The sequence below is a fragment of the Arthrospiribacter ruber genome (genome assembly GCF_019343195.1).
GTDB classification, from domain to species: domain Bacteria; phylum Bacteroidota; class Bacteroidia; order Cytophagales; family Cyclobacteriaceae; genus Arthrospiribacter; species Arthrospiribacter ruber.
The window spans coordinates 54,230-70,942 of record NZ_RPHB01000013.1; the positions used below are offsets into that span (position 1 = coordinate 54,230).

Genomic DNA, 16,713 nt, shown 5'->3' on the forward strand with positions numbered 1-16,713 from the left:
TAATTATGATAGTGATAAATGGATGTGAACCAGTTGCTGAGCATCCTAAAGTTGACGTGTACAAGTTTGAGAAACCAGCACATTTCCCTGAACCGACTTACACCTTCAGAAATAATCAGGTCAATGAAAAAGGGTTTAAACTTGGAAGAAGGTTGTTTAATGATCCTTCTCTTTCCCGGGATGGTTCCATATCCTGTTCCTCCTGTCATGTTCAGAGCCATGCATTTGCGGATATCATGCTGCATCCATTCAGCTTCGGTGTGGAGGATAGAGAAGGAAAAAGAAATGCACCTCCTTTATTCAATCTGGCATTCCAAAAGGAGTTCTTCTGGGATGGTGGAGTGACCCATCTGGACTTTGCACCCATTTTGGCCTTTGAATCAGAAATCGAAATGGATCTCAGCTTTGAAGAAGTAGTGGCGAGGATTAGCAGAAGTGCGGATTATCCGGCTTTGTTCAAGGATGCCTTTGGCATTGAGGAAGTAACTGGGCCCTATGTGTTGCATGCCCTGAGTCAGTTTATGCTAATGATGCTGTCTGCTGACTCCAAGTATGACAGGTATGTGCAAGGTGATCAGCAGGCCCTTAACTCCTTGGAGTTAAAAGGCCTCGAGCTCTTTCGACAACACTGTGAAAGCTGTCATCAAGAGCCCTTGTTTACAGACCTGAGTTACAGAAACAATGGCGTGCAACGCAATATTACAGATCTGGGAAGGGAAACCGTCACAGAAGTACCACAGGACCGGGCCAAGTTCAAGGTGCCTTCCCTTCGAAACATTGAAGTGACGAGCCCCTATATGCACAATGCAAGGTTTGAGACCCTAAAGCAGGTCTTGGACCATTATACTGAAGGAGTGGCAGAACAGGTCAGTATTGACCCGAAGGTGTTTGCTTCAGGAAAACCTGTCATTTCATTGAATGCTGAGGAAAAGGAACAGATCATCGCTTTTCTGAAAACCTTGACCGATCCCGGATTTCTTACTAACCCTATTTTCTTCAATTCCAATGACTAGATATTTCAAATTAATTGCAATCCTATTCGTCTCAATTTTCCATCTCCCTCAGCAATCCAAAGCCTGTGAAGCTTGTGGCTGTGCTTTGGGAGGATTTAATTTTGGGATCATTCCCCAAAATGAAGCCCACTTTATAGGCGTCAAATACTCCCAAGCGCATTTCTACGCAGAAATGTGGCATGCTGGTCAGCTGGAGTACTCCAACGACCGCTACCAACGATTGGATATCATGGGAAGAGTGGCATTGAAGGAGAGGTTACAGCTCAATGTCGTCCTGCCTTACATGTACAATCAGATGAAAGGAAGTCATGAAAATGAAACCTTGAACGGATTTGGTGATCCGATGATGTTGTTGAATTACAAAGTATTGGATCAAAAGGGAAACCCCATGGAGTCATGGCTGCATAATCTTTGGATCGGTGCTGGCCTCAAAGCACCTCTGGCCGATTTTGAATACTCCAATACCGTTCAGTTGATCAATCCAAATTTTCAGTTGGGAAGTGGGTCTTGGGACTTCATCTCCATGGCAAACTATACCACGATGAAAAACCGCTGGGGTTTCAATGTGGAAGGGGTTTATAAATTCAACACCGCCAATGCCATTGATTACAGGTTTGGCAATCAGTACAATGTACAGGGCAGTATATTTTACAAGCCAAGAGCAGAAAAAGTAATTCCCATTCCTATGCTTGGAATATACCATGAAAAGGCCGGGATGCATACTTTTGAAGGCTTCTATCAAGTCAACAGTGGAGGACATTATACTTTTGGACAAGCCGGAATTCAGCTTCAGTTCAGCAAAATGATGCTCCATGCCAACTACCAACTCCCCATCAGCCAAAGTTTCAATAGTGATGATCATGTACATATTGAATCCAAAGGGAGGTTTTCAGTGACTATGATTGCGTTTATTGGTAAGGTTGATAAGAAAAGTGTATTCAGCTTTTCAAATGAATAAAAAAAATATAAATAAAAAATAAAATGGCAATAAATTTTGCCAAATAAATCAATAGAAAAATAGAAAATTTCAAATTTAATAACAAAAAAATATGAAAACGAATATATTAATTTCAGTCTTAATAATTCTTTTGTTATCTGCATGTGTTGAAACTCAATATGTAGAGATTGAAGGTCCAGCAGCAATTGTAGAAGGGAAAGTCAGCATTACCTTTGATGCACGCTATGGAGATGCCAATTTTGAATTGAACAAACCATTTCCTTATAAACTGAACAATGAATCAGGGGAATTTGATTTGGAATATGAATTTACCAGGTTAAGATATTGGGTAAGTAACGTAAGCTTCATTGATGTATCCGGCGAAGAGCATTTGGTTCCGAATTCTTACTACCTTATTGAGGAAAACAATGCTATACCTGTCCAGGACGGAAGTTTCAACAAAGTATATCCTGCAAACAAAAGAGAGAAAGTTGACATTGCAAATATTCCAGCAGGTGATTATAAAGCCATCAAGTTTCATATTGGTGTTGAACCAAAATACAATGATAACCTGACATTGACAGTAGGAGAATTGAATGCCTTGAATGGAATGGCTGCTGACAACTGGATGTGGTTTACAAGCTATATTTTTACATCGGTTTCAGGAAAGATGACTTGGCTAAAAGATGAACCTGAGTCGAAGAGTTTCTATTGGGAAACAGGATCTAATGATTTTTATGGTGATAAGGTATTCGAATTTGCTGAGCCGATTACTATAAATTCTACTACTTCTTCTGAAGTGATAGTCAATTTGGATGTAAAAGGTGTGGTAGATTTCGAGCTTCCATGGGTTAATACTGTCATCGGAGCCACTAGTCCAGATCTTATGGAGGAGTTGACAAACAATTACTTTAATTCCTTTGAATTGAAATCAGCTACCTCTACTTCGGGTAATTAATGTAAAATGTGAAAATGGTGGAGAAAAGTTTCCCAAAGAGATTTTTTTCATTTGTTTTGATCACAGGAGCTATATTGAGCTCCTGTGATTTTCAAATTGAAGAACCAGAACTACCTCAGCCTGGCCCGACTTTCATCAATATGAAGGTTCCAGAGGGATTCCCTACTCCGGTATTTCAAGAATCCAATCCTTTGACAAAAGAAGGGGTGGAACTGGGTAGAAGATTGTTCTACGACCCCAACATTTCGGCCAATGGAAAGGTATCATGCGCCAGTTGTCATTCACAGCATTTGGCATTCTCTGATGGTGTAGCTTTGGGCAATCACGGAGTCTCAGGTAACACGCTAGAAAGGCACTCACCAACCCTTTTCAATATGGTCTGGATGAACAATGGCTTATTTTGGGATGGAGGTTCAAAAAACCTGGAATCGCAGGCTTTCGGACCATTGACACATGCTGATGAAATGGGAATGTCTTTACAGGGTTTGGATGCTAAAATATCCTCAAACCCAGATTATGTAGAGATCTTTTTCGAAGCCTATGAAGATGGGCCAACAGTTCAAAATGTTGCTAAAGCATTGGCATTGTTTCAGAAAACACTTGTATCTGCGGGCTCCAAGTATGATCGTTATTTCAGACAGGAAGAAAATGTAAGACTGAGCAGCCTAGAATTGAAAGGATTGGAATTAGTCAGGAACAATTGCTCCCCTTGTCACTCTGGGGAACTCTTTACAGATAACCAATTCCACAACAATGGATTGGATGATGATTTTTCAGATTTATCGCATGAAAAAATATTCTTGGGAAGGTATCGAATCACCTTCAGAGATGAAGATATGGGAGCATATAAGACACCCTCTCTTAGAAATGTTGCGATCACTGCTCCCTACATGCACGACGGTCGATTTGGCAATCTGGGGCAAGTGCTCGATCACTACAGCGATGGGATCAAGGATACTCCTTATACAAGCCGGATGCTTTATAGTGAACAACCAAAGCCTGGAATTTCATTGACTTATGATGATAAAATAGCCATCATAGCATTTTTGAAAACACTGACAGATTTGGAATTTATAGAAAATCCAGAGTTTTCAAAACCTTATGAGTAGTTAGTCTTATTTTGTTGAAAAGCTTTGGGCGTATTGCTTGTTAGGTTTGGCTGTGTATATCAAAAATTCATAAAACCTGTCATTTTCTTTTACTCTTTTAAATCAAAATTTGCATGAAAAAATACTTATTGATCCTTTGCCTACTTCATAGCTTATGGAGTTGTTCAACCAAATTGGAAGATGGAAAATCAGCTTCTTTTGACCATGCGTCTGCTATCATGGAATCATTAGAAAAATCCAAAGCTTATACTTATGCTATTTTGGAACAGATGCCAGATAGCCTGTACAGCTATAGACCAACACCGGAATTAATGACATTCTCGGAACACTATGTGCACAACGCCATCTTTACCTGTAATCAATTGGCAAACCGCCTCAATCTGGAAAATCCTTACAAGGATTTCAAAAGGGATCGTGATTTCAATAAGAAAGAGACAATTGCCGAAGTGGATCGCATGTATGCCTTTATGACCCAATCATTGGAATCAATGACTTCCGAAGACTTAGAAAAAGAGATCGAGTTCGGAAAGGAAGCCATTTCTGCCTGGAGACTTTTCAATATTGTCGAAAACCATAACAATCACCACAGAGGATACTCTTTGGTATATCTTCGGATGAATGGGATTGTTCCAAAAGGTTATTTTGGGTGGTAAATGCTTCTATTTAAAAATCCGATGTGATCATTGTTAAGTCAGGATAGCAACAAATTTATCGGTGAATTCAAACTAACACTTTCTACCATAATCATGATAAATCTCAGGATGATTGAATTCCAAAGTTAATTTTAATAATATTGTCATCCTAAAATGAGAATAAAATGGATGTGTTTAGAAGTTCGGAACAAGGGATGAAATGCTTTGCAAGGTTGGTTCTTGTTTATTTGTTTTCCATCAGCAGTGCTCTCGGTCAAGTTGATAGTCTAAAAACAATAGAGTTAAAAGAAATTGGGATTTTTGGATTTAAAGAACTTCCCACAGTTGGAACTCTGTCTGACCGATCTTTTCTCATGCCCATCGGCGGTAGAAAAACAGAGGTGATTTCTATCGTTGATCTTCCTGCCAATATTGCCGAAAAGACCGGAAGACAGATTTTTGCCCAAGTTCCTGGAGCTTTTGTCTATGACATGGATGGGGCAGGCAATCAGGTTAACCTTTCTTTGAGAGGATTGGATGCCCACAGAAGCTGGGAATTCAATGTGCGCCAAAACAACATCATTACCAACACAGATATTTATGGCTATCCTGCTTCCCATTATTCCACCCCAATGGAAGCAGTGGAAAGAGTAGAACTGATCAGAGGGACAGGAGCCTTGCAATATGGACAACAGTTTGGTGGGATGCTCAATTATGTGCTCAAGTCGGCTGATACAACAAAAGTGTTTGGATTTGAAAACATGACCTCTGTCGGTTCTTTTGGTCTTTTTTCTTCTTTCAACTCACTGGGAGGAAAAACCGGGAAGTGGACATATTATGCGTACTACCAAAAAAGGATATCCAGTGGATACAGAGACAATGCCCGATCAGATTCAGATGCCCAGCATTTTTCTTTGGCCTATGCTGCAAATGCTGGTCTGAACATCAAAGCTGAACTTTCCAGAAGCACGTACCTGTATCAGATTCCGGGGCCATTAAATGATCAGATGTTTAAGGAAAACCCGAGGCAGTCCACCCGGTTCCGGAATTTTTACACCCCCGAAATATGGGTGCCTGCTGTGACAGTAGATTGGACAATAAACCCAAATACCCAACTCCAATGGGTAAGTTCCATGATTTTGGGGTCTAGAAGTTCTGTGGAATTTCCCGGTAATGCACTAGCCATTGATGACATCCGTCCCGAAACCAATGAATTTGCTCCAAGAAATGTAGCTATACATTATTACAACAGCAGAACTTCTGAAGTGAGGCTTCTGCACCAATACCAATTGGGGGGATTTAATAATGACCTGAGTGCTTCTATTAGGTATTTCAACAATATCAACGACAGGAACCAAAGGGGGCAGGGAAGTACGAACACACTATTTGATTTATCGGTACAGGGCGATTTCGAAAGGGAACTTTCCCTGCACAGCCAAAGCCTTGCTTTTGCACTGGAAAACCAAATTTACCTAAGAGATAACCTGAGCATTTCTCCTGGATTGAGGTATGAAAAAGGAAGTTCAATCATGACGGGAAGGATTGATTATCTGGAAGGAAGAGATGTTCCGCAGGAAATTCCCTACAATTTTCTGACTTTTGGGATACATGGACAATGGTTTAAGGAAAATGGTCTCCGGGTTTTTGGAGGAGTCTCACAAGCCAATAGGCCAATACTTTTTCAGGATTTGGTTCCCGGTGATCCATTTGCCCGTATTGCAGAAAACTTGGAGCATTCTTTTGGCTACAATGCAGAAATAGGGATTGAAAATAGAAAGCATCCTCTGCTCCAATACAACCTGACATTTTTCAGAACATTCGTAGGCAATCGCGTTGGGAACCTAATTGATGTTGTGGATGGTCAGACTTTTGTCACCAAAAGTAACATTGGAGATAGTAGGACAAATGGGATAGAATTGTGGCTCAACAGTGTTTTATACAACAGCCATAAGTCAAAGTTTTCCATTTTCAATGCTTCTTCTTTGATGGATGGGCAGTACGTTGCAGGAAGCATAAGAAGTGGAACAGAAAACATCTCTATTGTAGGGAACAGCATAGAATCAGTACCTGCATGGATAGTCCGTAGCGGACTGAGCCTGGAAATCGGTAAATTCAAATCGCTTTTTCAGCACCAATTTGTGAGTGAGTCCTTTGCAGATCCTTTGAATACCCTTATTCCTTCTCCCGACGGAGCTTTGGGTTTGGTACCGGAATATCATGTTTTTGATTGGAACAGTAGCTTTACCTTATCAGAGCGGTATGTGTTTAGATTAGGGATTAACAATTTATTGAACAGACAATACTTCACCAAACGACCAACCATGTATCCTGGAGCGGGTGTTTGGCCTTCGGATGGAAGAGGACTGGTGGTTTCCGTCAATTTTAAAATCTAAGCTGATTTTTGTTTGAAACACATTGTACCTTCAAATAAAATAGATTAAGTAGGGCTTGCTGAAAAAGTCTCAGGTATGCCAGATTCAAAGCGGGCGAATGAAGATGTATGCTTATACTTCGAGTGAGCCCAATGAAGAAGATGGTATGCCTGAGACTAGCCTTAAAATTTCGAATTTTGAAATTTTAAGGAGCACGGAAATCATTTATATCATTGAATAAGCGTGCACCTGCTTAAAAAGAAAATACTTGACAAACGGGGTATTCATCAAAATTTAAAGCATTTATTCTCCTGTTGGCGTTTTTCAGCACGCCCTAAGTAGGATAGATCTTTATATATCCAGCTCTCTTTTGGCATCACCGATGGTATCCTCATGGACGCATACACACCTCTTCATGGGGTATGGAATGGTCTCCCTTTCAGGCTACTCATTGATTCGGGTAGCTATAGAAATTACTGAAGCTATGCTAAAAGACTGTTTGTAGAAAAAAATATTTATGAGAATAATCCTTGGAGTTTATTTGGGTACCACTGGAAAGGTCTCAATGTTTCATTGGCAGAGATCTTTTAAGTGAAGTGTTCCATCTTTGATAAGGTATGAACTAAATCAACATTTACCCGTGCGGATTGCCCCATCAACATTGATATGCTGATAGACCATATCAATATTCCCTGCTTCACCTTACTTTCCTGAAATTTGTCCTTTGACTTTTTCCCCTCCTTCATATTCTTCACTGATCATATCGCCAATCCTGGCGATAATAAAAAGTGGTTGAAGCGGACGATTCTCCGTTTTTGCTGTTTTCAACAGCTTTGAATCTAGTAAGTCTTAACTATTCATACTTTAATAATTTTACCGGATTGACCAGGGATGCTTTGAGGATATTACCACCGATGGTTAGTGCCGAAACCAATACGATCAATCCAATAGGAAGTAAGTAAATCCACCAGGAAATTGCCGCTTTGTAAGGGTAATTTTCGAGCCATATCTCCAATACTGTTTTGATGATAGGTACAGAGATCAAGCCTGCAATTAAAATCAAAAGCAGAAAATTCTTTGAGAGTAAAACCAACAACTGAGAGGTAGACGCTCCCATGACTTTCCTTAAGCCAACTTCTTTGGTTCTCTGCTCCACTGTTAAAGTAGCAATGGCGAACAGACCTGAACAAGCAACCAGTATGGCCAGTCCGGTGAACAGGGCAAGTACAAGACCGAAGTCATGATCCGATTTGTAGTGATTTTCAAACAATTCGTCCAAGAAGAAATAATCAAAAGGGATATCGGGGAAGTTGGACATCCAGGCATTTTTTGCCATTTGGATCATCTGATTTTCTGTAAAATTGTTGGACTCTGCAAATTTAATGGTGGCATATCTAAATGGGAAAAAGGTGGGCGTGTAGGCTATCGGGTAATTCTCTTTTTTGTAGGCAGTGGCCCTTAAATCTACCACACCGATGATCTTTGCTTTGTTCTGAGCCTGGTTCCCCCAGATTACTTCCTGGCCCAATGCTTCGTCCGGACTTTCATAGCCCAGGGTTTTTATGGCCTCCATATTCAAAATCAGGGTAGATTGATTGTCTTTGCCTTCTATAAAGTTTCTTCCTGCCAGGAGATTTACAGATAGGGCAGGAATGAAGTCGAAGTCTACCCTGGTAAGGTATAGTGCGGCCAATTCTTCCTTGTTTTTCGAATGCCTGAAATGAGGAATTATGGATTGGTGTTCCTTCCCAGGGATTTCAAAAGAAGCAGTAACTGCTGCTATGCTTTCATAATTTCTTAATGAATTCCTAAAGGTATTCAGATTGTCCAAAAATACAGAATCCGATCCTGGAGGTCCAAAAGTAGCTTTTGTATTGATGACCAAAGTATTTTCAATATTCAGCCCCAGACTTTTATCTTTCATGAAACTCAGTTGCTTGTAGGCCATGGAAGAGGCTCCGATCAATGATATCGATATGACGAACTGAAAGACGACCAAACCATACCTGATTATTGAGGAAGTGTTACCGGGTACCCTGGACTGATTGCCTTTAAGTATGATTGCGGGCCTGAAGGAAGACATTATACGTGCCGGATAAATGCTGGCGGCAACACCTCCCAACATGATCATAAACAAAAGGATGGTCCAAAATCCGGCCTTGTTGAGAAATGAATTTACCAGATCAATGCCTAAAAGAGGGCTAATTATTGGATTGAAAAGGGATATCAGTAAGAATGCTGTAAGGACAGAAATAAAGTTCAATAGACAGGACTCTAGAAGAAATTGAAAGAAAATTTCTTTTTTCCCTGAACCTATAACTTTTCTGATACCTATTTCTTTGAATCTCTCGAAAGACCTTGAAGTAGATAGATTTATGAAGTTTATCCATGCAATCAACAAGACGAAAATAGCTAAAGCCAATAGTGTGAAGACAATTTTTTGATCACCGTTTGGTTTTAACTCAGCTAAAAGATTGGATTTTAAATGTATGTCAGGTAAAGGCTGAAGGGAAAGTACCGAACTGACTTGCTCATTTAACTGGCCAGATTTATATTTTTCTACCAATCCCGGAAATTTATTTTCCAATGTCCCGGGATCGGATCCCGGATGCAGCAGTAAGTAGGTGTAAAATCCATCCCAGCGCCAATTGTTTTCATCCCCACCATTGGCCTCATCGGTTACTTTCTGCCAGGCAAAAATGAAATCCATACTTACATGTGAGTTGGAGGGAAAGTCTTCAAAAACTCCGATTATTTCATGGTCCTCAACATAATTATGGCTAATGAATTTCCCTACAGCTGATTCTTCTCCAAAATACCTGCTGGCAACAGATTTGGAAATCAACACTGATTTTTCAGGTATGCTTTTGATTTCTTTTTGTCCTTCTATTATAGGTAAGGTAAATATTTTAAAAAAATCACCTTTTGCATGGTAAACTTCCTCTTCTGAAAAGCTGACTAATTCCCCCTTTTCTGTTTTGTGCCTCATGGTAATATCCGATTCGGCGCTGATTCGGAATAAGGTGGTGTAGGCTTCCACCTCAACAAATTCATTCATCATTGCTTCTCCTGTAGGAATAAAAGTCTGGGCTTTTTGATATTGTAGCTCTCCATCAAAGTACCTGTCATGCTGAACCCGGTAGATACGATCTGCATTTTCATGAAACCTGTCATAACTCAACTCATAATTGACATACTGAAAAATTATCAAGAATGAAGTCACACCGACAGTTAGGCCTAAAAAATTTATAGCACTGAAGATCTTGTGTTTTAGAAGGTTTCTACAGGCAATTTTAAAGTAACTTTTCAACATAGGACTGCGGACTAGGGTTAGGACTTTCGAAAATAATTAAACCTAAATGCATGCCAAATCTAAAGACACTCTTATGCCCTTAAACCTATTTTTTTCATAGATGTCTCATGATCTCCCGAACAAATTTGTCCGCAACCGAACATTGATGGGTTATGATGTTGCTTGTTTTAGTATATAGATTTGAATGGATTTTAAATTTTTGTAAAATAAAGTCCGTTCATTTATCCATGCCGGCCTCCAAATCCAAAAGGTATTTTTTTCGCCAGATCCCTCCTCCATAGCCTGTTAGCCTGCCATCACTCCCGATGACCCGATGACATGGAATAATTATGGATATTCTGTTCATCCCATTGGCACTGGCCACTGCACGGACAGCCATTGGGTCTCCCAACATTTCAGCCTGCTTTTTATAGGTAATCCCCTATCATTTATTTTAAGGTCAGGATTGCTTTCCATCTCCTTTAAAAGTTTTCGTATTTCCAAAGGCATAGACTTTACCGGTTCCAAGGGTTTACAGACTTTGCAGGGGCAGTATCCCTTCAGCAAACAGTCCTTACTTGAAAAAAGAAATTCTACATTTTCAATCTTTGGGTATCCACCGAAAAATTGATAAGCATTTTTTTAAAGATACCTGGATTCATCAATTTTTTGTCGGGAGCCTAAAAAATGTGGCCAAGCTAAAAGATATATTCTTGATAAAAATGCAAAAAAGTCTTCCGTAACTGGGAAAAAGATGGTTTATTTGCAACAATGTTGCATTTATAGAATTCGGTTTGATCCCTTTTCAGATACCTGGAAAATAAATTGAATTCTGGAAATATGAAAGCAACAATTATTAATGGATTCGCCTATCCTTTATGGTTACCTGTCAGCTTTACTGAAAAATACATTTTGTTATCGATTATCTCATGCTTTTATTCATCCTTGGTTTGGTTCACTGCATTAATTTACAGAACTCTTCTTCAGACCTTAAGCTATCTATTTTTGATAGCAATAATGAGCCAATAACCGGTGCTTTAATACAGATTGAGCCGGATGGGGTATTTCAGATTAGCAATATTGAAGGACAGGCAACCTTTTCCCTGCTCTCCCATGGTCAGAAAAAAATAATCATATCAATGATGGGATATGAGCGTCTCGTTACCACATTGAATGTATTTGAACCTGACATTGATCATTCATTAGTTCTTAAAGAAAGAAGCTTGGAACTCAATGAAGTTACTGTTATATCCAAGGAAAATGTTCATGGGTTGGCAACGGCATCAGTGATAGTGAGGGATGCTATAGCACATGTTCAACCCAATAGTTTAAGAGATGTACTTCAGTTGATTCCCGGTCAGTTAGCAATTAATCCAAATGTCAATACGCCACAACAGATTCTTTTACGGCAGGTTTCGACCAATGGAGCAGGTAATGCTGTTGCACAAATGGGTACTGCCATAGTGATGGACGGCAGCCCGCTGTCAAATGATGCCAATCTTCAAAACAATGTAAATATTCTCAATAGTAGTCCCAACACCGCTCCTCCATTTCAATCAGTTGCCAACCAAGGTTTTGATTTAAGACAGATCCCTGCTGATCAGATAGAATCAGTGGAAGTTTTGAGAGGGGTAGGCTCTGCAAGGCATGGAAACTTCACAGCAGGAGCAGTGATCGTGCAGACCCGAATTGGTGCTTTCAGACCAAGCCTTAACCTGAGGGCAAATCCCAATGCCCTTCAGGTATCCGGTGGTGCAGGCTTTGAATGGAGTAAATCCCATGCTTTCAGTATTGATTTGGATGCTATGGATTCCAGACCCGACCCAAGGGATGTCTTCAACAGGTTTGTTCGCCGTCAGGGAACTCTGGGACATCAATGGACAGGACTTAATGGTGATCTGATCATTAGAAACAGGGCTACTTTTGGCATCAATACTGCATCCAGGGCCATGCAGGCAGATAGGGATCCCTCTCAACGCAGTTGGGAATCTTCCGATTATATGCTTCGGTGGAACAGCCATTTTATTTTACAAAACCAAAGCTGGTTCGATAGACTGGAAGGGACAATTTCTTTGACCCAAAACCGGCAAAGGTCTTTTTTTACAGAATTTATAACTACCAGTGTCGGCCCTAGGCCCACTTTGATGGTAGACTCTACTGCTGTGGTCCCCTTCGGCCCTGCCCGTTATTTTAATATGACCACGGTGGAAGGAAACCCCTTTAACTACTATCACAGGCTGGAGCTTTTTAAAAGTGTCAAGTCTGGGGACATTTCGCATAAGTTGGTGATGGGTACAGAGTACCGATATGATGTAAATTCGGGCTTAGGCAGGCAGTTTGACCTGCAAACACCTCCAAGACAAAACTATAATGCCGGTGATAGGCCCAGAACCTTTGATGAAATTCCGGGATTGAATCAATTTTCCGCTTATGTTGAGGATCGCTTTTATTTGCGTCTTGGCCAGAATATCTGGTCCTGGCAGCTTGGCCTAAGGACTGACCATTACTTTCTTTCCGGCCCTGAACAAAGAGTCATCGGAACAGATTGGCAGCCCAGGATCCAAACCTCCTTTTCTCTTAGCCAAAACCACCGAATCCGCTTGGCCTATGGTATTCACTCCAAAATCCCAGGGCTGAACTTCTTATCCCCAGGCCCCAGATTTATTGACATGATCAACTTCAACTACTTTGCTCCCAATCCCGAAGAACGGTTGTTGGTCGTAACCACTAGAAAAATAACACCCGAAACCGAAAGGTTAACAAGTTTTAGGTCTGATAAATTTGAAGTGAGTTTGGACGGTGAACTGGGAGCCGTCAGGTATACCGTCAATGGGTTTATTGAAAATACCAAGGGTGGCCCCAGCTTTGTTCGCCAACCTTTTATTGCGCACCGGGGAGTGTTTGGTATTGTAGAAACCAGAAATGGACTGCCTCCTATAATCACTGATCAGCCAGTCCGGTATGACACTTTATTCCTGGCATACGATGCCCCTTTCAACAATAGAGGCCTGGAAAATAAGGGAATTGAGTTTGCATTGGATTTCCCCGAAATTCAATCCCTGAACACTTCCCTATCGTTCAACGGGGCTTTGATACAGACAAGAAGTTTTGTTGAAGGGAAAGAAGTCAATCCCAATTTTATTTTTCGACAGGTTAACTCACCTTTTGTCCCGTTCTTTCAGGCAGGGCAGGGCAACTCCGGTACGCAACTTAATACCTCTTTGAGATTGATCCATCACATTCCAAAAGCAGGTATAGTCATTTCTACTCTTTCACAGGTAATATGGCAGCAGAGCGACCAGCTCACAGGTTTCGATCCATTTCCTACGGCTTTGCTAAATCGAAGGGGAGAAATTTTGAGACTTTCCGAGGAAGAATCCAGACAGGAAGCGCTTATGGAATATAGAAACTTGCTGTCGGATGAACAATTGAAAACGGTCAACAGACCTCCCTTACTGTTGATTAATTTCAGAATGAACAAAGAGTTTAACCAAGGAAGGGGCTTTGCATTTTTTGTCAACAACCTGTTCAACCATAGACCATTATTTCAAGACCCAAGGACAGAAGCATTTGTACAACGGAACCTAAGCCTATTCTTTGGGGCAGAGGTTTTCTATAGACTTTAGTTTGAATTACCCAAGCGTAAATAATTAAATAATTCTAAAACAAATTAATCGATTAAATGAAAACATCAACCAGATTACTCCCACTGCTCGCCTTGTTAATCATAATGGCCTGTAATAATGAAGACGAACCAAGGCTTCAGCGCTTTGATGCTTCCTTTCAGATTTTGTTTCCTGAAGACTTCCTGGAAGAGAATGCTTCTGAAGTTGCTTTCTCACTGACCAACCTTTCTTCCGGACAGGTAATTGAGGAAACATCAGGAGCAAACGGTGAAGTGAACATCGAAAATATAGTTCCGGGGCTTTATAGGCTACAGGCTACCCGGGTCCTGAGTGAAGAAGAGGCTGCTGTCATTGTCGGTTCCCCTATAAATATAAACCTGAACTATGTAGACAATAATTTATTGCTCAATCCAACCATAGCGGCATCACCTGTACAGATCCGTTTGGAGGGATCTATTGCCGGTAATCTGGTGATCAGTCAGGTTTATTATGCAGGTTCAGCGACACCTGAAGGCTCCAATTATTTCTTTGACCAGTTCTTTGAAATCTACAACAACACCAGTGAGCCTATCATTCTGGATGGTTTGATTTTGTCCAATGTGCATGGCCCATCCGGTCAAATCAACCCAAATACCATTCCTACGCCTTTCGCTGAAGATCAATCTAATGTGTATGTCACCACGGCATGGAGAATTCCCGGAAATGGCAATACGAATGTTTTGGCACCATTTTCTGCCATCACCATAGCACAACAAGGAATCAATCACCGTGCCTCAGAGGCAAATCCAAACAGTCCCGTAGACCTTAGCCAAGCAGATTTTGAGCTATTTGTGGTAGGATCTGAACGGGATGTGGATGCACCCAATGTCACGAATATGGAAATGCTGTACCATCCTTTTAACAGTACCTTCTCTTTGGTTCCTGTATTTGGACCTGGTACAATCATTTGGAGAACTGAGGATTTTGATGCTTTAGAGCAGGTTCCCGTGCCAGGAGCAAACCCCGATTCCCCTCCCGTGGTAAAAGTTCCAAATAATTTGGTCATAGACGCGGTAGAGGCTTTAAGAAGCGAATCTGACGGAAGCTTTAAAAGGATTCCTGTGAGTTTGGATGCAGGATTTTCTTTTGTCAATGATATTTATTCTGCGGAGTCCATCATAAGAAAAACCAGAACTGTAGATGGTAACATGATCTATGAGGACACGAATAACAGTACAAACGATTTTGTGATTAATCCTGATCCATCTCCTGCTGACCGTTAAGATATGATGGTATGAAAATGATAAGCAGCATCCATGTGTTTGTAGTATTTGGAATGTGTTTTTTGCCTGGTTCATTGATGGCTAAGGGGGCAGATAGCCTGTTGCGGCAAGATGAACAAGCTAAGAAATTCCATCCTGTACAGTATTTCCTGCGTCAGGATATATTCTGGCATGCTGCTTATCCTTTTTTAATGGATCAAGAGAAGGCTGAATTTTACAGAGCTTCTCTGAATTATTCCAGTGGTGAAGGAAACCTGGTGGCTTCCTTGATGCCGGAATCTTTTAGAAACATTCACTTTTATTCCCAATCCGGAAAGCAGCTGGGAAATTGGTCTTTTCAGGGAGATTTTCAATATACAAGAGAATTAGAGCAAGTAAGGCCTTTTCTGATGCAGAGTATGGAAACTTCCCTACATCCTTATCTTTTGGCACAAGAGCAGACTTCCCCCTGGTCCGGAGATAAAGTAAGGATCAGCCTTTCCGGAAATTCCGCCCGTTACCTGCAAGAAAAACTGGGCAATTTCTTCCGTGTCAATTATCAGGTGGAAACTTTTGCAATGGATGCAGAACCAAGACCATTGTATAACAAAAACCGCTATGAAGTTCAGGTTGGGCAAAGTATTCGACCTCACCGAAGTACAGAGCTTGGAGCTGCCGCTACATTTTCAAGGAGCAATGAGGAAAATCAGATAGGGGCATTTGCTGTGCAGGAGTTTTCCCTCATTTTTATGAGAGGCTTAAACACTTTTTCCAGAAATGCATTCCAGAGTTTTACAAGAAACCAATTTATTGAAGAGTCGGCTTTTCAACTGTACGGCAGACATACTTTTGCCAACAAGACCTCGGTATTCCTTCAGTTTTCCAATGGGATACTCAGTGCAAATTTGAGGGATGGAATAGCTTTTCCTGTGGATGCCGGAAGTTCAAGGGCCGGTAAATTCTCCATGGAATCGGGTTTGTTTATTCCACTTGAACAAGGGGATTATCAACAGCATTTCTCCTGGGAAATTTTGAACGGAACAAGCATGGATCCTGTATTTGAGGCTGTCAATTTCTTGTACCGTACCCAAAGAATTGAAGGAGTCCATACTTTTAATGTTTACCGATCCAATAGCATATGGGAATTGCGCTGGGCATCTATTAAGCAGCGCGATGAGGATTTTGCAGCTGAAAGCCTCAGGAGTTTTTCGAGTTTGTATCTGCTTGCTTCTAATTCCTTTGCCCTCATTGATAGAAAGCATTTCAGTATTTTCCTAAGGCCGGGCTTGGGAGTATTTATGCCTCAACCCGGCATATTTCCGGAACTATCAGATGGCATCAGCCAAATGATGCACGGTCCGGACCGCCAATTTTACCAAAGTAATCATTTGGAGGCAAAGTTGTCCTCCTGGTTTTTACTGCGCTCACCAAAGGAGTCTGTCAAATTGGGTTTTGATTACACGCTGAAATCTCAAAATATTCAGCAATTCTCAATATTTCAACTTAATCTTTCTTTGATAATATAGCCTGTTC

13 protein-coding genes are annotated in these 16,713 nt (G+C 40.9%); 9 read left to right on the forward strand and 4 right to left on the reverse strand.

Annotated features, from left to right (window positions below; translation table 11 throughout):
- The first annotated feature begins 5 nt into the window (after positions 1–5).
- The 6 genes from EGN73_RS21175 (at position 6) to EGN73_RS21200 (ending at position 7,042) form a co-directional block, all read left to right on the forward strand.
- Entirely contained in the window at positions 6–1,013 is a 1,008-nt protein-coding gene (locus tag EGN73_RS21175) for a cytochrome-c peroxidase (RefSeq protein WP_246611698.1), read from the forward strand.
- On the forward strand, positions 1,006–1,971 hold the full coding sequence (locus tag EGN73_RS21180; RefSeq protein WP_219294056.1) for a hypothetical protein: 966 nt from the start codon (positions 1,006–1,008) through the stop codon (positions 1,969–1,971). Before EGN73_RS21175 ends, EGN73_RS21180 begins: the two co-directional genes overlap by 8 nt.
- A gap of 91 nt (positions 1,972–2,062) precedes the next feature.
- Positions 2,063–2,908, forward strand: coding sequence for an MbnP family protein (locus tag EGN73_RS21185; RefSeq protein ID WP_219287046.1), 846 nt, complete (start codon positions 2,063–2,065; stop codon positions 2,906–2,908).
- 14 nt (positions 2,909–2,922) lie between these two features.
- On the forward strand, positions 2,923–4,017 hold the full coding sequence (locus EGN73_RS21190; RefSeq protein ID WP_219287045.1) for a cytochrome-c peroxidase: 1,095 nt from the start codon (positions 2,923–2,925) through the stop codon (positions 4,015–4,017).
- 113 nt (positions 4,018–4,130) lie between these two features.
- Positions 4,131–4,670 (forward strand): DinB family protein, encoded by a 540-nt coding sequence (locus tag EGN73_RS21195; RefSeq protein ID WP_219287044.1) that lies wholly within the window; start codon positions 4,131–4,133, stop codon positions 4,668–4,670.
- Between the two features lie 164 nt (positions 4,671–4,834).
- Entirely contained in the window at positions 4,835–7,042 is a 2,208-nt protein-coding gene (locus tag EGN73_RS21200) for a TonB-dependent receptor family protein (RefSeq protein ID WP_219287043.1), read from the forward strand.
- Positions 7,043–7,723: 681 nt separating this feature from the next.
- On the opposite strand, the gene EGN73_RS22725 is transcribed toward EGN73_RS21200, so the two are convergent.
- The 4 genes from EGN73_RS22725 to EGN73_RS22870 form a co-directional block, all read right to left on the reverse strand.
- The gene (locus EGN73_RS22725) at positions 7,724–7,849 is read right to left on the reverse strand and encodes a hypothetical protein (RefSeq protein WP_281422222.1); all 126 of its coding nucleotides are present in this window, start codon (positions 7,847–7,849) and stop codon (positions 7,724–7,726) included.
- Between the two features lie 25 nt (positions 7,850–7,874).
- Positions 7,875–10,334, reverse strand: a complete 2,460-nt coding sequence (locus EGN73_RS21205; protein ID WP_219287042.1) for an ABC transporter permease — start codon at positions 10,332–10,334, stop codon at positions 7,875–7,877.
- A 217-nt stretch (positions 10,335–10,551) separates the two neighbouring features.
- The gene (locus tag EGN73_RS21210; protein WP_343207085.1) at positions 10,552–10,752 is read right to left on the reverse strand and encodes a methylated-DNA--[protein]-cysteine S-methyltransferase; all 201 of its coding nucleotides are present in this window, start codon (positions 10,750–10,752) and stop codon (positions 10,552–10,554) included.
- On the reverse strand, positions 10,677–10,919 hold the full coding sequence (locus EGN73_RS22870) for an Ada metal-binding domain-containing protein (RefSeq protein ID WP_219287611.1): 243 nt from the start codon (positions 10,917–10,919) through the stop codon (positions 10,677–10,679). The genes EGN73_RS21210 and EGN73_RS22870 overlap by 76 nt, the downstream gene beginning before the upstream one ends.
- Positions 10,920–11,242: 323 nt before the next feature.
- On the opposite strand from EGN73_RS22870, the gene EGN73_RS21220 reads away from it, so the two are divergent.
- The 3 genes from EGN73_RS21220 to EGN73_RS21230 are packed head-to-tail and all read left to right on the forward strand — an operon-like array spanning position 11,243 to position 16,706.
- Positions 11,243–13,939: a TonB-dependent receptor gene (locus EGN73_RS21220; protein WP_219287040.1), complete on the forward strand. Its 2,697-nt coding sequence runs from the start codon at positions 11,243–11,245 to the stop codon at positions 13,937–13,939.
- A gap of 56 nt (positions 13,940–13,995) precedes the next feature.
- Positions 13,996–15,201: a DUF4876 domain-containing protein gene (locus EGN73_RS21225; protein WP_219287039.1), complete on the forward strand. Its 1,206-nt coding sequence runs from the start codon at positions 13,996–13,998 to the stop codon at positions 15,199–15,201.
- 11 nt (positions 15,202–15,212) lie between these two features.
- Positions 15,213–16,706, forward strand: coding sequence for a DUF6850 family outer membrane beta-barrel protein (locus EGN73_RS21230; RefSeq protein ID WP_219287038.1), 1,494 nt, complete (start codon positions 15,213–15,215; stop codon positions 16,704–16,706).
- Positions 16,707–16,713: the final 7 nt, after the last annotated feature.